Below are 19,856 nucleotides of genomic sequence, written 5' to 3'. Positions count from 1 at the left end.
ATAGAGCAAAGAGTTGCGATGCGTCGTGACGCAAGTTGACCACGAAGGAGAGGAGCATGCAAATGCATCAGTCCACAATCGATCCCCAAGAGGTCGCAAAATTTGAGGCGATGGCTGCCGAATGGTGGGATCCCAATGGCAAATTCAAGCCACTTCATATGCTCAACCCAACCCGTCTCGACTACATCACATCCCAGATCGCCGCGGAATTTGGGCGTGATCTATCATCCCCAGCCCCCTTTGACGGATTGCGTATTCTCGATATCGGCTGTGGCGGCGGGCTTTTGTCCGAACCCATGGCGCGCCTTGGCGCAACAGTTGTGGGCGCGGACGCTGCCGAACGTAATATTCCCGTGGCACAAGTTCATGCTGAAAACGCTGGCCTCGACATAAATTACCGCTTCACCACCGCCGAAGATTTGGCGGCGGCCGGAGAAACGTTTGATGTCGCATTGAACATGGAAGTGGTCGAACACGTCGCCGACCCGCAAAACTACCTAAATGCGTGCCAAACCCTACTCAAGACTGGTGGGTTGATGATTTGCTCAACCATAAACCGCAATCCAAAGTCATATATGATGGCGATTGTTGGTGCCGAAATTGTGATGCGCTGGCTACCCAAAGGCACGCATGACTGGAAGAAGTTCATCACGCCAGACGAGCTATTCGAATTGATTGAAACGGCAGGCTTGCGTCCTGTTGATCGCAAAGGATTCGTATTCAACCCCGCACTTTGGAAATGGTCCTTGTCTGACCGCGACCTGTCCGTGAATTATGTGACGGCATCTACAAAGGTGGCCTGAGGGCTACCCATCATTTTCAAGGCGTACACGCATTTCACGCAGCACCGGAAGCGCCCCTTTGACTTTGTCGTGACCAATCGCATCGACCACATCACTCAAGATTGGCGCGATGGCAGATAATGCAGCTTCGCGCGCGGCGCGCCCTGATGGTGAGATCGACACAAACTTTCGACGCGCATCATCCCAATCGGGCCGAACGTGTATGTGGCCAGCCCACTCCAGCTTGTTGAGGGTGTTGGTCATGGCACCGCGCGTTAGATGAAACGCTCGCGCAAGCTGTGCGGGGGATCGCTCATCGCCGGCCCCTGCAAGATGGTTGAGGACGGAGAAATGGCTGATCTCCATGCCCTTTGGCAACGCCTTTGTTAGACGGTTTCGCGCCAATTGATCCGCCATAAAAATTTCAGAAAATAGGGCAACAGCTAACGAGTCATTTGTAATATTTTCACTCATTGTGGCGCCTCTAAAACCCGATCATGCAACAGTGACGGAATACGTGATCGTGCATCATGTACCGCGCGTAGGTCGAAATCAACGAACCCGACGCCAACCTCAACGCCCCCATCGAACACTACGTCACCCCACGGAGAAACAACAAGGGAATGACCGTAAGTTTGGCGTTTTGTCGCATGTTTTTCGCGGTGCGCACCCGTTTGTGCAGGTGCAAATACGAATGATCCCGTCTCAATGGCGCGTGCACGCAATAAAACTTCCCAATGCGCGGCCCCCGTAACCGCAGAAAACGCAGACGGGACCGTCAAAATATCCGCACCAGCCTGAGCCAACGATCGGTAGAGATACGCAAAGCGTAGATCATAACAGACACTCATTCCGATCACGCCGAAAGGCGTCCGGCCCAAAGCCAACCTATTCCCCGGCCTGTACCCTGCAGATTCTAGATAGGTTTCGGTTTCGCTCACGGCGACATCAAACATATGCGCCTTGTCGTATCGCACAGCGATTTTACCCAAAGGGGAAATTAGAAAAGACCGATTGGCAAAACGTCCATCAACATCATCCGTTTTTAGCGCCAATGACCCGACTAAAACCCACACCTGACGCAAAGCCGCAAAATCGCAAATGACGGCGAGCGTGATGTCATCCGCCTCGCGGTACAAAACAGCGTCTTGATGCTCGCGATTGGTGGAGATGCAATTCGTCACCTCTGGCGTCAGTATGAAGTCCGCACCACCGTCAGCCGCATCATGCAACAACGACACTGTTTCTGTTAGATTGGAAACAGGGTCGTCACATGAATTGAGAGTAATCAGTGCGGCGCGGGTCATGCGTCAGCCCGCCAAAAGCGCATCAAGCTTACCGGCACGCTCCAATGCATGAAGCTCATCACATCCGCCAATATGCTCATCTCCGACAAAAATCTGTGGGACCGTGTGACGGCCGTGAGCCTTTTGCATCATTTCGGCACGGCGGGACGGATCGCGCATGACGTCAATATCCGTGTAATTGACGCCCTTAGCGTCCAGTAATCGCTTTGCAGCGATACAAAACGGGCAAATAGGTGTCGTGTAGAGAGTGACCGGCTGCATGTCGAAATCCTTATTCTTTTTTGCAGAGCTATCAGAATTCACCTCTCTCTGGCAACGCGTGCGAGTACAGCAACGTCCACCCGCGATGCACCCGCAGACAAACACGCCTGCGCACATGCGTCCAAAGTAGCCCCTGTGGTCATCACATCATCTATAATGAGAACCGGCCGCCCTTCTATTTTGCCGTGGTGCTTGGGGGTCACACGCATAACGTTTTCCACAATAGTGCGGCGCGCGATACCGCTCAACCCATCGAGACTCTTCGTGCGCCTCGTTCGCGTCAGCAGGTTGCAAATATGCTGACCACACGATTTTTTAGCAATACGTTGAGACAGCAACATCGATTGATTGTAGCGACGTCGCAAAAGCCGTGCCCAGTGTAGCGGGACCGGCGCGATAAGCGTTTCAGGCGTGATTAGAGAAATCGCAGCCTTGGTAATCCAGTCACCCAGAACAGGCGCGAGGTCTGTACGATCTCCGTGTTTGAAACTCAAAATTAGGGATCGTCCCACACCCGCGTATTGCAACACTGCACGGCCCTTGGACCAAGCATGAGGTGTGATAAGACAGTCGTCACAAAGATCTCCCTCCTGCGCCAAACCCATAAGTGGTCGGCCACATCTCTCACACGGATGATCAATTATGAAATCAGTCTGAGCCCAACACGTGGGGCACAATCCGTAGTCTGCGTCGATATGAACATCGCAATTCATACACTGCGGTGGATAGATTAGGGCTGCGAGTGTTTTCATTTCCTGCTTCACTTCTTAAAGTGCTCGAAACCCGCAAAGGACGCGACATGGCCACGCAAACGCCCCTCGTAAATCGAGACAGACTTGACCGGCATCGTCGTCGCGCAGAGCGAATTGGTGGCGACTTCTTTCTTCACGAGGAGGCTCGTCTCGATATTCAAGATCGCCTAAGTATGGTTAATAAATCGTTTGCCGATGTTGCGATTGTGACGGGCTTTCCAACGCTCTGGAAAACATGGTTCCCAGATGCGACCATAATCAGCGATACGGACACGCTTGGGCTGGCTGAGCAAAGCTATGACCTTGTTATCCACGCAATGTCATTGCATTGGGCGAATGATCCCGTTGGGCAATTGATTCAATGCAACCGTGCCCTTCGACCTGACGGGCTAATGCTCGCCATTTTTCTTGGTGATGAGACTCTAAAAGAGCTTAGAATTAGTCTCGCCGAAGCAGAGATTGCGATCTCAGGCGGCCTCTCTTCGCGTGTTTTGCCGATGGGGGAAATCCGCGACTTGGGTGGGTTACTACAGCGCGCCTCTTTTGCATTGCCCGTCGCCGACAAAATGGTGCGCAAAGCAAGTTACAAGACCCTAAACCGCCTAATCTATGACCTACGCAGTATGGGCGAGACAGCGGCGCTAAGCCAAAGTTCACGCAGATTTACACCCAAATCAATCTTCAACTTGGCTGAAACGATCTATTCCGAACATTATTCACAGGACGGTCTCCTCATTGCGACCTTTGATATCGTGTGCCTCACGGGTTGGGCGCCGGACGATAGCCAACCGAAACCGCTCCTCCGCGGAAGTGCAAAGGCGCGACTTGCAGACGCACTTGGCACAAACGAGCTAAAACTGCGCTCTTGATGTTGACGATACCTCGGAACGCTCTAAGCCTAAGACACAATGAAATGGAAGGAAGACCATGGGAAAGATGAAGCCGACGCGGATCAATACGAACGCGCCAGATGCGACCTGCCCCGTACATGCGCAGTCGGATCACCCTAAAATTCCGAAGGAAAAGGTTGGCGTTTTGGTCGCGAACCTCGGCACACCCGATAACACCGACTATTGGTCCATGCGGCGATATTTGAACGAATTTTTGTCCGATAAGCGAGTGATCGACTATCCGAGATGGCAGTGGCAGCCGATCTTACAAGGCATTGTATTGTCGATTCGTCCGTCCAAATCGGGAGCGGCGTACAAATCCATCTGGAACGAGGAGGCAAATGAAAGCCCCCTCATGACGATCACAAAAGATCAGGTTTCCGCCATCTCAAAGACGCTCAAAGTGAAATACGGTGACGACGTCATGGTCGATTTCTGCATGCGTTACGGCAACCCGTCGACGAAATCAAAGGTTGCCAATATGGTCGCACAGGGGTGCACCAAAATCCTGTTTTTCCCGCTTTACCCACAGTATGCGGGCGCGACAGTTGCAACGGCAAATGATGAGTTTTTCCGCGCATTGATGGAAGAAAACTGGCAACCGGCTTCACGTACTGTCGCTCCGTATTTTGACGAACCAAAATACATCGATGCTCTCGCGGCATCGATAGAAACTGCCTATGCAGGCGCTGAGAAAAAGCCGGGCATTCTTATCTGCTCATACCATGGACTACCACAGCGCTACCACAGAGTGGGTGGCGATCCCTATCATTGCCAATGTCAAAAAACGACTCGCCTTCTCAAAGAAAGGCTAGGCTGGGATGACACCGAAATCATGACCACGTTCCAATCCAAATTCGGCCCTGAAGCATGGCTTCAGCCCTATACGGTTGAGGAAGTCGCGCGTCAGGCCGAGGCAGGGAACAAGAGTATCGCGGTTTGCGCACCTGCATTTTCTGCGGACTGCATTGAAACGCTCGAAGAGATCAACGAAGAGATCAAAGAGAGCTTTGAAGAAGCAGGCGGCGAAGAATTTCTTTATATCCCCTGCTTAAATGACGAGCCCGCACATATTGACGCCTTGGTCCATGTCATCGAAAAAAACCTGACCGGCTGGGTCTAAGAACCTGCAAACATTAAAAAAAGGCGGCCAAACTATGGGCCGCCTTTTTTAGTTTAAAAATAGAGCATTTAGATCAGCAAAACCTGAGTGCCATTTTTTGCCAAAGTGTAAAGCTCCGCAATATGCTCATTGTATAGGCCGATACAGCCGTTCGATGACTGACGCCCAATTTTGCGCGTGTCGTGGGTGCCGTGGATGCGGTAATACTGCCAGCTCAGATAAAGCGCGTGTGTTCCGAGCGGGTTATTCGGGCCAGGACCAACAAAGTCTGGCCATTCCGGATTACGTATTTTCATCGATGGGGTTGGCGCCCAACTTGGCCCCTCAACCTTACGGATGATTTCCGTGCGCCCGCGACGAGTCAAATCCTCAGTCAATGGCACAGAAGTCGGATAAAGTTTGTAGATTGTCTCGTCTTCGTTCCAATAATGAAGCGCACGCGATGTCGTATCGACAAGTATTGCCCCGTTGCGAAGCGAACTAAAATAGGGGTGCCAGTCCAAAGACCGAAAACTCGATATGTTGCGGCGCACAGATTCAGACAAATCGCGTTCGATTTCAGTCGTTTCATCCGTTTGAGCAAGCGCGGGCGCAGCCAACATAGCAGTACCGGCGGCCAAAAAAGATCGACGCCCAATTAAAGTTTGAGGAATTTTCGACATATCAACAGTCCGCCATGGTTTCAAAATACTGCGCTACATATATGGCGCGATTGCCTCAGTCGCAATTCAAACAATCGCGAGAAGCGGAATCACGCGAACGCCATTTGATCCACCCCGAAAAACAGGCTAATTGAGCTACAAACATATTTGGAGTGTCTGGTATGACGCGGTTTTTTGCTTTCTTGACTATTTTTGCGCTCGGATTGACTGCCTGTGCAGCGCCACCAGAGCGGCTTGCGCCTGATGGCAAGCCTCTCCCTCGCGTCTATCGGATCGCCAATCGCGATGAAGCAAAAATTGAATACCGCATGCTCGACTCGATCAATGCGCTACGCTCAGCCGCCGGACGTGCGCCTGTTGCGTTGAATGCCAACCTTGATGCAGCCGCAGCGACCCATTCACGAGATATGCAGGTTCAGAACCGTCCTTGGCATTTTGGATCTGATGGATCCTCGCCAATCAGTCGCGTTGCTCGGTCGGGCTATTCGGGCCTGATGTTGGGCGAAAATATCTCTGAGACTTACGAAACCGAGCTAGAAACACTGTCCGCTTGGATGGAGCAACCTGATACACGCGACATTATTCTAGATCGCCGCGCAACTGACATGGGTTTTGCATGGTATCAGGAGAGCAATGGGAAACTGTGGTGGACGCTCATACTCGGCAGTCGCCCAACTATCGCAACGATCAGTGACGAATAAACGCTAGGGATAGATATCAATCTGCGTGCCAAGCTGAACCATCATATAGATTTGTTCGATATGGCGGTCTTTTACGGCAATACACCCCGCGGTCCAGTCACGGCCCTTTCCTTTATTCTGGCGCGCACGGCCATGGATAAAGATGTCGCCACCCGCACGTTTTCCATGCGCAGCTGCAAATTCTTGATCCTGAGTATTGGGATATGAAATCCCGATTGACAGATGAAAGGACGAATTTGGATTGCGTCGGTCAATAATATAGCTGCCTTCGGGCGTTTTCCCATCGCCTTCAAAACGCTTCGGTCCAGCGGGGGCAGAACCCAACCCAACTTTATAATCTTTCACAACAGTTTCGCCGCTAAGCAAATACAGGCGACGACGACTTTTGTGTAACACAACCCGCGTTATTTGGGGCCCGCCATAGGGTTTCAATTCGCGCGAAATCGCGACTTGGGGAACGCTCGCCAATGCGGCAAGACAACATAAAAATTGACGGCGGTACATGCTCAAGCCTTCGCTTTGTTTTGGCTGCTGATACACCAATCCAATGAATCCTCAAACACAATGTTCATGACATTCGCGCGAACCGTGCAGCAACCTCTACATGCGACGACCACCTAAACTGGTCGACCACTTCCAACCAATCCAACACGAACCCCGCATCCAAAAGAACGCGCGCATCCCGCGCAAATGTCACGGGATTACAGGATACAAATCCAATGACGCCAATCTCGCTTTTCGCCAACTCGGCTATCTGTGCCGCCGCTCCCGCGCGGGGCGGATCAATAACCACAGCTTCGAATTTAGCCAACTCATCGGGCAGTAGCGGCCGACGAAACAAGTCACGCGTTTCGGTTGTAACCTGTTTGAGGCCAAGCGCCTCACGCCACCCCGCCGCCAACGCCTCCATCATCTCACGCACATCCTCAACGGCATGCACGCGCGCGGTTTGCGCCAATGGCATTGAGAACGTTCCACACCCTGCGAACAGATCAACAACTGATTTGGCGTCACCCACAGCGCGGCGCATGGCATCGACCAACACAGCCTCTCCATGTGAAGTCGCTTGCAAAAACGCACCTGCCGGAGGAACCACTTTGGCCGAGCCGAACAATTGGTACGGCAGGCCGTTTTGTGCAATCACTTCGCCCTGCCAGACGAGCCGGATTAGACCCGAGTTTGGCACAAAACTGGCCAACTCGGACCGAAATTTGAGATCTAGGTCTTTTCCGTTTTCAACAGAGACATCCAACCCTCCGGCCACTTCGGTCACGGTCAGGGTCATATGTCCACGCCGCGTCGCACCCAAAACCACGAGTGAGCGCAACGTTTCAAATCCACTCATGATGCTCGCCGACATCAGCTTACAACTAGGGATATCATGGAGAATGTCACTTGCCCGCCCAAATAGACCCAAATGCGCCCCGTTTTTGGTTCGCTTACCGTGAAATACAGCACGGCGTCGAGATTGCGGAGGTGACGTATGAACCGCAGTAATCTTTGCAAAAATACCTTGGTGCTTTAGCGCGGTCACCACAACGTCGCGCTTCCAATTCGACACAAAATCGTCAGAGGCATGTTGAAGCGAGCAACCGCCGCACACGCTGTAATGACGGCAGGGCGCTTTTACACGATCTTCTGAGGGTGTCAGAATTCGTGGCTTCGACATCCGCCCATCAACAATATCACCCTCAACCACCTCGCCGGGCAAGGTTTGAGCAGCGTATATTGGGCCTTGGCCGATACCATCGCCTTGATGGCCAAGGCGTTCGATTGTGAGTTGCACCAATTTAGGATTTCCCTAGATAATTTGAAAGTAAGTCTGACTTGGAGAGATCAAAATGCGTATCAATCCAGTGTCGCTCCATGTCTTTTAGCGCGCGCCCAATGTTGGCTCCCTCAAGCGAAGAGGGCAAATCGGATGCTCGAATTGGAAAGATAGCGTCGCGTCCGCGCGAAATTTGCACCATCCAATCTGCGGGCAAAGGCGTTTCAAACATCGCGGAGCGCAGATATGCAACAGATATGGCACACAAGTCTCCATGACGATAGGCAAGGCTCTCTAAACTTTCGCTGGAACCCATTGCGGCGCGAAGACGTGCAAGTTGAGTTGCTTGCTTTTTTGAGAGGCGCAGTCTCTCAGAAACATCATCTCCTCCGAGAGCCGCAAGACGCATAAGAGGGTCTAAAGGGGCATCAAGCGCAGACAAGGCGAAGAATATCTTACACGCAGCGCCAGGTAGCAGCCGCGCCAAAACGCCACTTTGCTCCATTGCCCCCAGCGCAGTTTCGGGGCGTGGGGCGGATAGAAGCTTAAAAAATTCAGATCCAATACGTTCGCGCGAGATTAGGTCCAACCCATCTAGATTCGCGGCGCAGGCCGCCAACCCCTCCTCGTCTAGACCATCCTCATGATTGCCGTACCATGCGTAGAACCGAAAAAATCGCAAAATGCGAAGATAGTCTTCTTGAATACGGGTCTGTGGGTCTTTTATGAACCTAACATGCCGCTTTTCCAGATCAGGCATCCCGCCAACCGGATCATGAATGACGCCAAGTCGGTCACAATACAGCGCGTTCATCGTAAAATCTCTGCGGAACGCATCGTCGTGAATTGTATTTGAAAACAGCACCGTAGCGTGGCGCCCGTCTGTCGAAATATCCCTGCGAAACGTCGTGACTTCGTACGTTTGGCTCTCCAAAACCAATGTAACTGTCCCGTGGTCGATCCCCGTTGGAACCACCTTTACACCAACCGCCTCAAACACAGACATGACCTGTTCAGGCCTTGCGGATGTAGCGATATCAAGATCGCTAACGGGTACATGTAGTAAGGCGTTGCGCACACAGCCGCCAACCAGATACGCGGCAAAACCAGCGTCAGCTAACGATGACAACACAAACTGAGTTTTCACGGAATCTAGCCACGTCGCGGTCAGCTTCGACATTTTGAAACCCTTTCCGCCAATCCCTTTAGAACGCGCGCGGTGGCGCCCCAAATGTAGTAGGGGCCGTATGGAACAGTGTAGTACGATCTGATTGCGCCGCGCCACAAACGTGATTCAACACGAAAGTTGTCTGGATCGAGAACAAAATGAGCAGGGACTTCGAAGACTTCCGCGACCTCCCCCGGTTCACAAATAGCGGCAAAGTCGCCCTTAACTCGTCCAATAATTGGAGTCATAGCATAGCGACTCACCGTTTCATGTGCGGGCAGGCTTCCAATCACCTCAACATTTTCAGGTAAAAGTCCGATCTCCTCGTGCGCCTCACGCAAAGCCGTTGCTGTCACATCCACATCACCCGCATCCATACGCCCGCCGGGAAGAGCAATCTGTCCCGGATGATGTTTCAAATGAGACGCGCGCTTAGTCAGTATCAAGTTCAAACCTGAATCACGCTCAATAAAGGGAACTAACACGCCCGCAACCTTCAATTGCGAGGATGCAAATCTCTCTGCATTTGGATTTAGGTCAAAATCTGATGTCGCACCGGAGCCAAGTTCAAGCCCGCGTTGGATGCGTTTAAGGTCTATCGCCACTGCCATCAGGGCCACCCTCTGCCTCAAACCCAACTGTGCGCGGATCCAAAACGTAGTGAGCGCCGCAGAATTGGCAATCAGCCGTAACGTCTCCCTCGTCTGTCGTCATGTGCGCGATATCTTTCGCGGAATAGATCGACAGGCTTTGGCGAACGCGATCCTCGGAACAACTACACCCAAAGCGAACAGGTTGCGCATCAAATACACGTGGCCGATCTTCGTGGAACAGGCGCACCAAAAGATCTGTTGGCGAGACACTTGGTCCGATTAGCTCCAAATCATCAACGGAATCGAGCAAAATATTCGCGCGATTCCAATTTTCTTCGTCATCACCATCAAGCAAATCTGAAGCGGAAACCAATACTGGCGCGTCACCCTCCGCAGGCTTTAAAAGAGGTGAGGCTTTTGGCATTTTTTGCAACATGACGCCGCCAGCGCGCCAAAACTCACCTTCGCCGGCAATTTTTGATTTCCCGAATGATACTGAAAATCGTGTGGGGAGCTGCTCAGATTGCGCGAAATAGGTTTCTGCGCACGCAGAAATCGATTTCCCAAAGAGCGGTGTGATTCCCTGATAGGGCGTAGATCCCTTGCCTTGGTCTATCAAAATGGCAAAATAGCCCTTACCAACGAGATCCTCAAACGAAGACGCATCAGCTAACTTATCTTTATCAAAAGAGGCATATGCACGGATCGTAGCGGGCTCTCCATCAACCGTAGGGGCAATGAAATCCGTTGCGACAATGCGCGCGGCTCCATTGCCACGAATCTGAAGCGATAGCTTCCAACGCAACTTCATTGTCTGACCAATCATTGCGGTCAGCAAAGCCATTTCGGCTATCAGTGCCTCAATTTTTTCGGGATAGTCATGTTGCTCAAGTATTTTTTCGAGCGTGCCGTCGAGGCGGGCAACGCGTCCGCGAACATCCGAAGCATCAAGCTGAAATGGGAGAACTGTGTCATCCCATGCAATTTTGGAACCGTGCATTTAGTCTTTCCCTAAGTTGAGAGGTTGGGCATACCGTTTTCAAGCTAAACTCACAAGTTCGTCGAAAGGTGCGTAGTAACGATGAAAAGATACGGTGATCCGCAACAACTTGGCATCAGGTACATACGACGCCCCGGAGCATATGCATTACTTCCTCTAAATGGGCGCTTATTGGTAACGTATCAAGGAGGAAGCCAAAACGAATTTCAACTGCCCGGTGGTGGAATAGATCCCGGGGAGACACCGATCGCAGCCCTACACCGCGAAGTTTGCGAGGAAACAGGGTGGCGCATTGCGCAGCCGCGTCTCGTTGGGAAGTTCAAAAGGTTTGCTTTTTTGCCAGAATACGACATGTGGGCAGAAAAAATATGCCTGATCTATTCCGCACATCCCGTGCGAAAGCTCTCCGACCCCACGGAGCCGCACCACACCGCACATTGGATATCACAAAAAGACGCTGCTGTTCTATTGGGAAACGCCGGAGATCGATCATTTGTCAGGGTTGTACTTTAGGTCCGAATTCTAACATCAACGCAGACACGTCATCCTCAAAGTCTTGATCATTTCCAAATGCGCTCACGTCCCAGAGAAGCGTATCAAAAAACGCATTTCCACGTTGATCTGTAAGGTTTTCCACAATCTGCTTTAACCCATGCTCACTTAGCATTTCGCCGCTTTCGTCGGCACATTCGGTCACGCCGTCAGAGTATAGAATGACTCGTTGATTGGGCTTCAATTGTATTGAAACGTCTTCAAAAGTCGCATCAGGAATGAGACCAATCGGTAGGCCACCCTCGCCGAAAAATTCGACACTACCATCTTCGTTTTGAAGGAGCGGATGGGGATGCCCCGCCTGAGTGATGACCAACTCTCCCGTTGCTAAATCAAAATGTCCTAACGTCATCGTGAAATAGAGATCCGTTTCCATCTCTTCCAACATGAGCTTGTTTAAAATGGCCGCGACCTTTGCCGGACTAATTGCGATCGACGCCCCATCCGGTCCACGCTCAATTGCAACGTTCTGCTCGGGCGTTGAGCCGCTAAAATAACCAGCCAACCGCGCGGTCATAAGGGCTGATGCGATACCGTGGCCTGAAACATCTAGAGAAAACAACCCGACCTTGGTATCCGAAATCGCATAAAAACCCACCAAATCGCCACCCACGTGGCCACTCGGCTTTAGCATCAATGAAATTTGTGCATTCCCAAAATCGCGGTGCCTCTCTCGAATCAACGATTGTTGTAGGCGCCTCGCCTCAATCAGATCCCGATCCAAAGAATCATAGAGGTCAGACATTTCTTGAAGTGTTTTGGATACGAGACGGTTTTTTTCCGTCAATTCGCGCTCCATTCTCAAGATGCGTTCACCTGCGCGAATTCGCGCCAACAACTCATCACTTGATACAGGTTTAGAAAGAAAATCATCCGCGCCGACATCTAGTCCTTGCGCAACGTCCGACGACTCCGACTTTGATGTTACAAGGATGAAATACCCATAGTTCTGTCGTTCCATCCCACGGAAAACACGTAGAAAATCTAGCCCCGTAACCTCAGGCATCACCCAGTCAGATATCACCAAATCAATATCGACTGTGTTGCAAATCTCAATAGCTTCAGCTCCTGATGCAGCCTCAACCACGTCATATCCCCATCTCTTTAAGTTTGAGGAGATAATCTTTCGCTGGGCCATTGAATCATCGACAACGAGAACGCAATTTATCACGCCTCGCTCAGGTACAGCCTGCAATAGAGTGCTTTTAGTTTGGACAAGCGCCACGAAGTTTTCCTTACCGATTTTGTTCGACTCTCTGCGATCGACCTTAAGGCTACCTTAAACTTAAAATTGTTTACTTCTGATCAGTTCACTCACAAGGCCGCAGGCAACATGATCAACACATCGACTTTAAAAACACTTGAAAATGAAATTGGCTCTGAAGATTTTTTAGAAGTCGCAGCGCTCTTTTTAGTGGAAATGGATGACGCTATTGAAAACCTTTCAAATGTTCAAAGCGCATCTGAAATAGGCACTACACTGCATTTTTTGAAAGGCGCATCGCTGAATTTAGGTCTGACTGATTTTGCCGAAATTTGCATCGCGGGTGAGCGAAATGCAAAGTCCGGCAATGCCGGAGCTATCGATATAGGAGCTATCCTGAACACCTACCACTCATCCCAGAAAGCGCTACAGGATTACCTTAAAAATTTAGGGATTGACGGGTAGCACCCCTAAAGGACGAATTCAGACAACGCCTCATCATCAGTTATATCTCGATGAACCAACCCCACATCATTCATCTTATCAAACAAGGTTTTGAAGTTTTTGGGGTCTTTGGTCTCTATTCCGATGAGAACAGAGCCAAAATTACGTGCCGATTTTTTCAGATATTCGAACCGGGAAATATCATCTTGCGGGCCAAGCATATCCAGGAACTCGCGTAGCGCCCCGGGTCGTTGCGGCAAACGCATAATGAAATACTTCTTCAACCCCAAGAACCGTTGCGCGCGTTCGCGTACTTCTGGAAGGCGCTCAAAATCGAAATTGCCGCCAGACGTCACGCAAAGAACGCGCCTCCCCTTAATCAGGCTTCTCAAATCTTGAAGTGCGTCGATCGTCATGGCTCCCGCGGGTTCTAGAACAATACCCTCCACATTGAGCATATCAACGATTGTGGTACAGATGCGATCCTCAGGTGCCGTTAAAACATGATCTACCGAAACCTCAGATAGCGCCTCGAACGGGATAGCCCCAATGCGGGCAACGGCGGCCCCATCCACAAAGCTGTCGATAACGCTCAACTTTGTTGGCGACCCGTTGATCAGCGCAGCTTTTAGTGATGCGCCCCCCTTTGGCTCGACAAAATACACCTCCACATCGGGCCAACATGCGCGAAGATACTGCACAACACCCGCCGACAGCCCGCCACCACCAACAGGAAGTAGAATGATATCTGGCTCTTTTGGCATTTGCCGCACAAACTCAACAGCAACGCTTGCCTGACCTTCAATCACATGTTGATCATCAAATGGCGCAAGAAAATGACCATCATGCGCATCGCAGTACGTTTTTGCGGATGCTAGCGTATCGTCGAAATAGTCGCCAACCAGCCTTATCTCGATCATATCTCCACCGAAAGTTCTCGTCTTATCAATCTTCTGTTGAGGTGTTGTGACCGGCATAAAGATCACCCCCCGAACACCAAATTCGCGACACGCGTAGGCCATTCCTTGTGCATGGTTTCCTGCTGATGCACACACAAACAAACCAATATTTGGCATTGTCTCGCGTGCTTCGTGCATCGCGTTCCATGCTCCGCGAAGCTTATAAGAACGCACAGGTGTCAAATCTTCACGTTTGAGCCAGATATCCGCCTCGAACTTTGCGGACAGATGATCGTTGCGCATACAAGGCGTTGGCTCAAACAAGTGCCGAACGCGGCGCTCGGCCTCTTCGGCACGATCAATAAAGGTGGGGTTTATCATCGCGCGGACTCATGATTGGCAAGCTTGTAAATAGTTGAGAATACACTCACCCCAACCATCAGCATGACCCAACCACTGGCCAGATTATAAAGCGTGGCCAAAAGCGCGTTGAATGCAAACAAAACGCCAACTTGCTGAAGCGCAAAGCCCGCCAAAGTTGCAAAGAGGCCCGCCTGAAAAACAGAGGCCTTGATGGGAGCCGTCTCGCGCCATGCGTCAACTATTCCCATCCCGTTTCCAATAGCCGCAGCGGGGAGAGCCGGAGAAATGCGGTAAACAACGTACGTCATCGGGACAATCAGTGCGACATAGCCAAAAACAACAAGGCTCGGCCCGCCAGACATCGCCAAAGGGCTAAGCACTATCGATGCTGCCAACACAATGACAACGACGATCACTCCAATCAAAAGACTTGTTCGCAAGTATGCGAGTACCCGCGCGCCGTTCATCGGCGGCACGACGCTTATCGCGCGCTCACCCAATATGATGAAACGGTGCCACGCCACCGCAACCCAAAGAGAAATCGCCAAGGTTGCCAGATTGAGTAGAAGCGTCCATTTAATCAATCCCACAGGAACACTAGCGGGATCATCAATCTCTAACCCAGACATTCCGCCAAATTTTTCTACAAATACAACTTGAGCCGCAACAACAGCGATCCATAGGAGCCCCGAGATCGCCAGCGCGTCAGTGAGGTTCTTGAACACATCGTCAATCGCTGTTTTGAGTATCTGAAAGCCGTTCATTTTGTTCCTCATCCATATATCTTTGCATAGACTTATGTCTTTTCGCCACGAACCAAAAGCATTCAGGCGCAAAACCTTGCTCTTCGGGTTAAAACCCGATAATCGCCCAAGCGATATCCGAAAAAGGAATACCTCATGTCTGCGCCCAAAAAAGTCGTACTAGCCTACTCTGGTGGCCTCGATACTTCCATCATCCTCAAATGGCTCCAGACCGAATACGGTTGCGAGGTTGTCACATTTACCGCCGACCTCGGTCAGGGCGAAGAGCTTGATCCTGCTCGCAAGAAAGCCGAATTGCTTGGCATCAAGCCGGAAAACATTTTCATCGAGGATGTGCGCGAAGAGTTCGTGCGTGATTTCGTCTTCCCTATGTTCCGTGCCAACGCGCTTTATGAGGGTCAATATCTCCTCGGCACATCCATTGCCCGCCCGTTGATTTCCAAACGCCTTGTTGAGATCGCCGAGGAAACCGGTGCAGACGCTGTAGCGCATGGTGCGACCGGCAAAGGCAACGATCAGGTCCGTTTCGAATTGGCCGCGTACGCCCTGAATCCCGATATCAAAGTAATCGCGCCATGGCGTGAGTGGGATTTGACCTCGCGCACCAAGCTTCTTGAGTTCGCCGAGAAAAACCAAATCCCGGTAGCCAAAGACAAGCGCGGCGAGGCTCCGTTTTCCGTCGACGCCAACCTGTTGCACACATCATCCGAAGGCAAGGTTCTCGAAGATCCCGCACAGGAAGCACCAGAGTATGTGTACCAACGCTCTGTTGCGCCAGAAGATGCTCCAAACGAGCCTGAATTCATCGAAGTAACTTTTGAAAAAGGCGACGCGGTTGCGATCAATGGCACGCCAATGTCACCAGCAACGGTCCTCACCGCGTTAAACGAATATGGTGGAAAACACGGTATTGGACGTCTTGATTTCGTTGAAAACCGCTTCGTCGGGATGAAGTCGCGCGGCATCTACGAGACACCGGGTGGCACGATCCTATTGGAGGCCCATCGCGGCATTGAACAAATCACACTCGATAGCGGCGCGGGCCACCTTAAAGATAGCCTGATGCCACGCTATGCCGAACTGATCTACAACGGGTTCTGGTATAGCCCAGAGCGTGAAATGCTTCAGGCCGCGATCGACAAAAGCCAAGAGCATGTCACAGGCACCGTGCGCCTGAAGCTCTACAAAGGCTCAGCTGTAACTGTGGGCCGTTGGTCAGATCATTCGCTCTACTCAGAGGCTCACGTGACCTTTGAAGACGATGCAGGTGCATATGACCAAAAGGACGCCGCAGGCTTTATTCAATTGAACGCATTGCGTTTGAAGTTGCTGGCAGCCCGAAATCGCCGCCTGAAATAGCTCATAGCTTGAAGAATTTTACGGGGCGCCAATGGCGCCCCGTTGTGTATCAACGTCCAGACGTTATGACGAAAACGCTTCAACGTCTTGCGCGTACGGTATCGCGTCAGCACTTCCTTTGCGCGTTACCTTGAGCGCGGCAGCCCGTGACGCCCACTCCATCGCGTCCTTGATAGACATCCCCTTGTCGAGGCCGGCCGCAACATAACCAATAAACGTATCGCCTGCCGCAGTGGTGTCTACAGGTGTCACTTTTGGCACCGAGACCTCCAAGACCTCGCCCGTCTCATTTGACCGCCACATTGCACCCTTACTGCCGAGCGTCACGATCAATTGTGGCACGGGTAGGTTATCCAAGGTCACACCCAAGGCGGACGTCAATTGTGCCGCTTCAATCGAGTTCATCACCAAAATTGAAACGTCTGAAATGACTTTTGCCACAGCGTCGACATCAAACGGCGCTGCTGAGTAAATTACCCGCATCTTTTTTACCAATGCAAATCGGGCAGCATGATCCTGAAGGTTGGTCTCGTTTTGCAACAAAAGCGTGTCACCTTGTTGCGCGTTATCGATGGCATTTAGGATCACGTCGGCATCTTGCTTAACATTTGCGCCAGCCAACAAAACAATCGTGTTTTCACCCGCAGCATCAATATTGATAATGGCCTGACCAGTTGGCGCGTCCATGCCGCTGACATACGTTGTATTGACGCCATAAGACTCCATGCGTTCACGCACCCATTTGTCATTTATACCTATCGCACCGACATGAAAGACATCTGCACCCGCCTTTGCAACGGCTACAGACTGATTTGTTCCTTTGCCGCCAAGTCCAAACGAATGATCAACAGCATGAAGTGTCTCACCCGGCGTAGGAAAGTGGGGCAAGGTATAGAAATGGTCAATATTAACCGAACCCAGATTGTATATTGCCATACCCTATTCCCTCACCATCATGACTGACCAACTTTGCAAGCCGCCAAGATCGCCATGTTCAAAATGTCATTTACTGTGGAAACAGTTGAGCAAACCTGAATCGGCTTATCCACGCCTGTCAAAATCGGACCAATCACCGTAGCGCCCGCCATTTCCTGCATGAGCTTTACGGATATCGACGCCGAATGACGCGCAGGAACAACGAGGATGTTTGCGGGGCCCGTCAAACGACAGAATGGATAGGCGGCCATTGCGTCAGTATTAAGCGCAACTTCAACGGTCATTTCGCCGTCGTATTCAAAGTCGACCTTGCGTGAATCCAGGACCTTTGGCGCGAGGTGCATTTTACTTGCGCGCTCTGATACTGGATAGCCAAACGTCGAAAATGACGCAAATGCGACACGAGGCTCGATTCCCATTGATCGTGCCACTTTAGCGGCGGCCTCAGCAATATCGGCAAGGTCATGCTCATCCGGCCACTCGTGCACCAACGTATCGGCAATGAAGACGATGCGACCGTTGTGAATCAGCGCACTCACACCGATTGCGCCATCCTCAGCCGTTGCATCGAAAACCGAATTGATACGGTCCAAAACATGTGCCGACTTGCGCGTTGCTCCTGTAACAAGTCCGTCAGCGTGGCCATGTGCGAGCATCAACGCAGAGAACGCATGCCGATCGCGAGCGGCGAGGCGATGAATGTCCTTTTGGTCATGGCCGGATCTTTGTAACCGATCATACAAAAATGCTTTGTAGCTATCGAGATGTGGCGTGTTCGCAGCATTCACAATCTCTAACTCTCCCGCCGCATCCGACAACCCAGCCTCGTTTAGCTTGGCATTAACGTCCTCATCTCGCCCAACAATGAGCGCCTTGCCGTAGCCTCCACGTTGATAGGCAACCGCGGCGCGCAACACCCGTAAATCGTCACCTTCGGCAAAAAGCATCGTTGCCTGCGCCTGACGCGCGCGTGCGTAAAGCCCCTGAAGGATTTGAGCCGTAGGATCCATACGCGCCTTCAGCCCATGCGCATATCCATCCATATCAACGATTGGACGGCGCGCAACGCCTGTATCCATGCCCGCCTTCGCAACTGCAGGGGGGATCGTGTAAATAAGACGCGGATCGAACGGCGTTGGAATAATGTAGTCGCGCCCGAACGTGAGAGAGCGCCCATATGCCAATGCAACTTCATCCGGCACATCTTCGCGCGCAAGAGCCGCCAATGCCTCAGCACATGCAATTTTCATTTCATCATTAATAGCCCGCGCATGGATATCTAGCGCCCCGCGGAACAAGTATGGAAACCCGAGAACGTTGTTGACCTGATTGGGGTAGTCCGAACGCCCCGTGGCAACAATCACATCTTCGCGAACCGCATGGGCATCCTCGGGAGTAATTTCGGGATCAGGGTTGGCCATCGCAAAAATAACTGCATTTGGCGCCATAGCGGCAACCATGTCAGAGGTCACCGCACCCTTTGCGGAAACGCCAAGGAATACATCAGCGCCCACCATAGCCTCGCCCAATGTGCGCGCATCAGTCTTTGCAGCATGGGCAGACTTCCACTGGTTCATACCTTCGGTGCGTCCCTGATAGATCACACCTTTGGTGTCACACATAATGCAGTTGTCGTGCTTGGCGCCCATTGATTTAATGAGTTCAAGACAAGCAATACCCGCCGCACCCGCGCCATTGAGAACGATTTTACAATCCTCAATGCACTTACCAGAAATATGCAGCGCATTGATCAGACCCGCCGCACAAATCACCGCGGTCCCGTGTTGGTCATCGTGAAAAACGGGGATGTCCATTTCTTCTTTGAGTTTTTGCTCAATGATAAAGCACTCTGGTGCTTTGATATCTTCAAGGTTTATGCCACCAAATGTCGGACCCATCAGCTTTACTGCCTGAATGATCTGATCAGGATCTTCAGTGTCCAACTCGATATCGATCGAGTTTACATCAGCAAACCGTTTGAACAGAACCGCCTTACCTTCCATCACCGGCTTAGATGCCAGAGCGCCAAGATTACCCAAACCTAGAACAGCGGTGCCGTTGGAAATCACAGCAACCAGATTACCTTTGTTAGTGTAGTCGTATGCTGTTTCAGGATTTGCGGCTATCGCCTCGCACGGAACGGCAACCCCTGGCGAATATGCCAATGACAGATCGCGCTGCGTTGACATCGGCACACTTGGCGCAATGTCAAACTTCCCCGGGCGGGGATCCATGTGAAAAGCGAGTGCTTCTTCGCGGGTTTGTTTTATTTTGGACATTCGAGTGGGCCTCCTCTAACCAATCTCACTTTCATAACTTCTGTTACAC

At 51.5% G+C, this 19,856-nt stretch carries 22 protein-coding genes; 7 read left to right on the top strand and 15 right to left on the bottom strand.

What is annotated here, in order from left to right; translation table 11 throughout:
- The first annotated feature begins 56 nt into the window (after positions 1-56).
- Positions 57-803: a bifunctional 2-polyprenyl-6-hydroxyphenol methylase/3-demethylubiquinol 3-O-methyltransferase UbiG gene (gene ubiG / locus IMCC12053_RS08785; RefSeq protein WP_062218209.1), complete on the top strand. Its 747-nt coding sequence runs from the start codon at positions 57-59 to the stop codon at positions 801-803.
- A gap of 3 nt (positions 804-806) precedes the next feature.
- Here ubiG and IMCC12053_RS08780 read toward each other — a convergent pair whose 3' ends face one another.
- From IMCC12053_RS08780 to IMCC12053_RS08765, 4 genes are read right to left on the bottom strand one after another with little or no spacing between them, the layout of a single operon-like run.
- Positions 807-1,256, bottom strand: a complete 450-nt coding sequence (locus tag IMCC12053_RS08780; RefSeq protein WP_062218206.1) for a MarR family winged helix-turn-helix transcriptional regulator — start codon at positions 1,254-1,256, stop codon at positions 807-809.
- On the bottom strand, positions 1,253-2,089 hold the full coding sequence (locus tag IMCC12053_RS08775; RefSeq protein WP_062218204.1) for a carbon-nitrogen hydrolase family protein: 837 nt from the start codon (positions 2,087-2,089) through the stop codon (positions 1,253-1,255). The genes IMCC12053_RS08780 and IMCC12053_RS08775 overlap by 4 nt, the downstream gene beginning before the upstream one ends.
- A gap of 3 nt (positions 2,090-2,092) precedes the next feature.
- Complete coding sequence (grxC, locus tag IMCC12053_RS08770) at positions 2,093-2,350, bottom strand: glutaredoxin 3 (RefSeq protein ID WP_062218201.1); 258 nt, start codon at positions 2,348-2,350, stop codon at positions 2,093-2,095.
- Between the two features lie 38 nt (positions 2,351-2,388).
- On the bottom strand, positions 2,389-3,102 hold the full coding sequence (locus tag IMCC12053_RS08765) for a ComF family protein (protein ID WP_062218198.1): 714 nt from the start codon (positions 3,100-3,102) through the stop codon (positions 2,389-2,391).
- Between the two features lie 47 nt (positions 3,103-3,149).
- On the opposite strand from IMCC12053_RS08765, the gene IMCC12053_RS08760 reads away from it, so the two are divergent.
- Positions 3,150-3,971, top strand: coding sequence for a methyltransferase domain-containing protein (locus IMCC12053_RS08760; protein WP_062218195.1), 822 nt, complete (start codon positions 3,150-3,152; stop codon positions 3,969-3,971).
- A 58-nt stretch (positions 3,972-4,029) separates the two neighbouring features.
- Complete coding sequence (hemH, locus tag IMCC12053_RS08755) at positions 4,030-5,115, top strand: ferrochelatase (RefSeq protein WP_425458157.1); 1,086 nt, start codon at positions 4,030-4,032, stop codon at positions 5,113-5,115.
- 68 nt (positions 5,116-5,183) lie between these two features.
- Here the strand turns inward: hemH and IMCC12053_RS08750 are convergent, their stop codons facing one another.
- On the bottom strand, positions 5,184-5,777 hold the full coding sequence (locus IMCC12053_RS08750; protein WP_062218192.1) for a L,D-transpeptidase: 594 nt from the start codon (positions 5,775-5,777) through the stop codon (positions 5,184-5,186).
- 161 nt (positions 5,778-5,938) lie between these two features.
- Here IMCC12053_RS08750 and dalA point away from each other — a divergent pair, with 161 nt between their 5' ends.
- On the top strand, positions 5,939-6,478 hold the full coding sequence (dalA, locus tag IMCC12053_RS08745) for a divisome-associated lipoprotein DalA (RefSeq protein WP_062218189.1): 540 nt from the start codon (positions 5,939-5,941) through the stop codon (positions 6,476-6,478).
- 3 nt (positions 6,479-6,481) lie between these two features.
- Here the strand turns inward: dalA and IMCC12053_RS08740 are convergent, their stop codons facing one another.
- From IMCC12053_RS08740 to hslO, 5 genes are all read right to left on the bottom strand, one after another.
- Entirely contained in the window at positions 6,482-6,982 is a 501-nt protein-coding gene (locus tag IMCC12053_RS08740) for a L,D-transpeptidase family protein (RefSeq protein ID WP_062218186.1), read from the bottom strand.
- Positions 6,983-7,046: 64 nt separating this feature from the next.
- Positions 7,047-8,264 (bottom strand): class I SAM-dependent RNA methyltransferase, encoded by a 1,218-nt coding sequence (locus IMCC12053_RS08735; protein WP_143090056.1) that lies wholly within the window; start codon positions 8,262-8,264, stop codon positions 7,047-7,049.
- Positions 8,265-8,268: 4 nt separating this feature from the next.
- Positions 8,269-9,426 carry a CCA tRNA nucleotidyltransferase gene (locus IMCC12053_RS08730; protein ID WP_062218180.1) on the bottom strand — a complete coding sequence of 386 codons (1,158 nt, stop codon included), beginning with the start codon at positions 9,424-9,426 and terminating at the stop codon, positions 8,269-8,271.
- Positions 9,414-10,025, bottom strand: a complete 612-nt coding sequence (locus tag IMCC12053_RS08725; RefSeq protein WP_062218177.1) for a CoA pyrophosphatase — start codon at positions 10,023-10,025, stop codon at positions 9,414-9,416. Before IMCC12053_RS08725 ends, IMCC12053_RS08730 begins: the two co-directional genes overlap by 13 nt.
- Positions 10,003-11,007 (bottom strand): Hsp33 family molecular chaperone HslO, encoded by a 1,005-nt coding sequence (hslO, locus tag IMCC12053_RS08720; RefSeq protein ID WP_062218174.1) that lies wholly within the window; start codon positions 11,005-11,007, stop codon positions 10,003-10,005. The genes IMCC12053_RS08725 and hslO overlap by 23 nt, the downstream gene beginning before the upstream one ends.
- 81 nt (positions 11,008-11,088) lie before the next feature.
- Between hslO and IMCC12053_RS15580 the strand changes: the two genes are divergently transcribed.
- Positions 11,089-11,520 (top strand): NUDIX domain-containing protein, encoded by a 432-nt coding sequence (locus IMCC12053_RS15580; RefSeq protein ID WP_074906472.1) that lies wholly within the window; start codon positions 11,089-11,091, stop codon positions 11,518-11,520.
- Here the strand turns inward: IMCC12053_RS15580 and IMCC12053_RS08715 are convergent.
- Positions 11,504-12,784: a PP2C family protein-serine/threonine phosphatase gene (locus IMCC12053_RS08715; RefSeq protein WP_062218171.1), complete on the bottom strand. Its 1,281-nt coding sequence runs from the start codon at positions 12,782-12,784 to the stop codon at positions 11,504-11,506. The two genes, IMCC12053_RS15580 and IMCC12053_RS08715, sit on opposite strands and share 17 nt — an antisense overlap.
- Here IMCC12053_RS08715 and IMCC12053_RS08710 point away from each other — a divergent pair.
- Positions 12,770-13,228: an Hpt domain-containing protein gene (locus IMCC12053_RS08710; protein WP_062218168.1), complete on the top strand. Its 459-nt coding sequence runs from the start codon at positions 12,770-12,772 to the stop codon at positions 13,226-13,228. The two genes, IMCC12053_RS08715 and IMCC12053_RS08710, sit on opposite strands and share 15 nt — an antisense overlap.
- 5 nt (positions 13,229-13,233) lie before the next feature.
- Here the strand turns inward: IMCC12053_RS08710 and ilvA are convergent, their stop codons facing one another.
- Complete coding sequence (gene ilvA / locus IMCC12053_RS08705; RefSeq protein WP_062218164.1) at positions 13,234-14,487, bottom strand: threonine ammonia-lyase IlvA; 1,254 nt, start codon at positions 14,485-14,487, stop codon at positions 13,234-13,236.
- Positions 14,484-15,245, bottom strand: a complete 762-nt coding sequence (locus tag IMCC12053_RS08700) for a hypothetical protein (RefSeq protein ID WP_143090054.1) — start codon at positions 15,243-15,245, stop codon at positions 14,484-14,486. The genes ilvA and IMCC12053_RS08700 overlap by 4 nt, the downstream gene beginning before the upstream one ends.
- A 123-nt stretch (positions 15,246-15,368) precedes the next feature.
- Here IMCC12053_RS08700 and IMCC12053_RS08695 point away from each other — a divergent pair, with 123 nt between their 5' ends.
- Entirely contained in the window at positions 15,369-16,592 is a 1,224-nt protein-coding gene (locus tag IMCC12053_RS08695; RefSeq protein ID WP_062218157.1) for an argininosuccinate synthase, read from the top strand.
- Positions 16,593-16,655: 63 nt separating this feature from the next.
- Here IMCC12053_RS08695 and IMCC12053_RS08690 read toward each other — a convergent pair whose 3' ends face one another.
- Together IMCC12053_RS08690 and IMCC12053_RS08685 are read right to left on the bottom strand one after the other, a co-directional pair.
- A complete protein-coding gene (locus IMCC12053_RS08690; RefSeq protein ID WP_062218153.1) occupies positions 16,656-17,528 on the bottom strand; it encodes a ribokinase in 873 nt (290 codons plus the stop codon).
- Positions 17,529-17,545: 17 nt separating this feature from the next.
- Positions 17,546-19,807: an NADP-dependent malic enzyme gene (locus IMCC12053_RS08685; protein ID WP_062218149.1), complete on the bottom strand. Its 2,262-nt coding sequence runs from the start codon at positions 19,805-19,807 to the stop codon at positions 17,546-17,548.
- Between the last annotated feature and the right edge of the window lie 49 nt (positions 19,808-19,856).

Origin of the sequence: Celeribacter marinus (genome assembly GCF_001308265.1) — a bacterium.
Classification (GTDB): domain Bacteria; phylum Pseudomonadota; class Alphaproteobacteria; order Rhodobacterales; family Rhodobacteraceae; genus Celeribacter; species Celeribacter marinus.
Note: the sequence above shows the minus strand (reverse complement) of the source record. Positions and strands in the feature narration are given on the sequence as shown.

What these genes read in the sequence shown, in the direction of transcription:
- ubiG (WP_062218209.1), top strand. Translation starts at nt 57, where the DNA reads ATGCAAATGCATCAGTCCACAATCGATCCCCAAGAGGTCGCAAAATTT.
- IMCC12053_RS08780 (WP_062218206.1), bottom strand. Translation starts at nt 1,256, where the DNA reads ATGAGTGAAAATATTACAAATGACTCGTTAGCTGTTGCCCTATTTTCT.
- IMCC12053_RS08775 (WP_062218204.1), bottom strand. Translation starts at nt 2,089, where the DNA reads ATGACCCGCGCCGCACTGATTACTCTCAATTCATGTGACGACCCTGTT.
- grxC (WP_062218201.1), bottom strand. Translation starts at nt 2,350, where the DNA reads ATGCAGCCGGTCACTCTCTACACGACACCTATTTGCCCGTTTTGTATC.
- IMCC12053_RS08765 (WP_062218198.1), bottom strand. Translation starts at nt 3,102, where the DNA reads ATGAAAACACTCGCAGCCCTAATCTATCCACCGCAGTGTATGAATTGC.
- IMCC12053_RS08760 (WP_062218195.1), top strand. Translation starts at nt 3,150, where the DNA reads ATGGCCACGCAAACGCCCCTCGTAAATCGAGACAGACTTGACCGGCAT.
- hemH (WP_425458157.1), top strand. Translation starts at nt 4,030, where the DNA reads ATGGGAAAGATGAAGCCGACGCGGATCAATACGAACGCGCCAGATGCG.
- IMCC12053_RS08750 (WP_062218192.1), bottom strand. Translation starts at nt 5,777, where the DNA reads ATGTCGAAAATTCCTCAAACTTTAATTGGGCGTCGATCTTTTTTGGCC.
- dalA (WP_062218189.1), top strand. Translation starts at nt 5,939, where the DNA reads ATGACGCGGTTTTTTGCTTTCTTGACTATTTTTGCGCTCGGATTGACT.
- IMCC12053_RS08740 (WP_062218186.1), bottom strand. Translation starts at nt 6,982, where the DNA reads ATGTACCGCCGTCAATTTTTATGTTGTCTTGCCGCATTGGCGAGCGTT.
- IMCC12053_RS08730 (WP_062218180.1), bottom strand. Translation starts at nt 9,426, where the DNA reads ATGTCGAAGCTGACCGCGACGTGGCTAGATTCCGTGAAAACTCAGTTT.
- IMCC12053_RS08725 (WP_062218177.1), bottom strand. Translation starts at nt 10,025, where the DNA reads ATGGCAGTGGCGATAGACCTTAAACGCATCCAACGCGGGCTTGAACTT.
- hslO (WP_062218174.1), bottom strand. Translation starts at nt 11,007, where the DNA reads ATGCACGGTTCCAAAATTGCATGGGATGACACAGTTCTCCCATTTCAG.
- IMCC12053_RS15580 (WP_074906472.1), top strand. Translation starts at nt 11,089, where the DNA reads ATGAAAAGATACGGTGATCCGCAACAACTTGGCATCAGGTACATACGA.
- ilvA (WP_062218164.1), bottom strand. Translation starts at nt 14,487, where the DNA reads ATGATAAACCCCACCTTTATTGATCGTGCCGAAGAGGCCGAGCGCCGC.
- IMCC12053_RS08700 (WP_143090054.1), bottom strand. Translation starts at nt 15,245, where the DNA reads ATGAGGAACAAAATGAACGGCTTTCAGATACTCAAAACAGCGATTGAC.
- IMCC12053_RS08695 (WP_062218157.1), top strand. Translation starts at nt 15,369, where the DNA reads ATGTCTGCGCCCAAAAAAGTCGTACTAGCCTACTCTGGTGGCCTCGAT.
- IMCC12053_RS08690 (WP_062218153.1), bottom strand. Translation starts at nt 17,528, where the DNA reads ATGGCAATATACAATCTGGGTTCGGTTAATATTGACCATTTCTATACC.
- IMCC12053_RS08685 (WP_062218149.1), bottom strand. Translation starts at nt 19,807, where the DNA reads ATGTCCAAAATAAAACAAACCCGCGAAGAAGCACTCGCTTTTCACATG.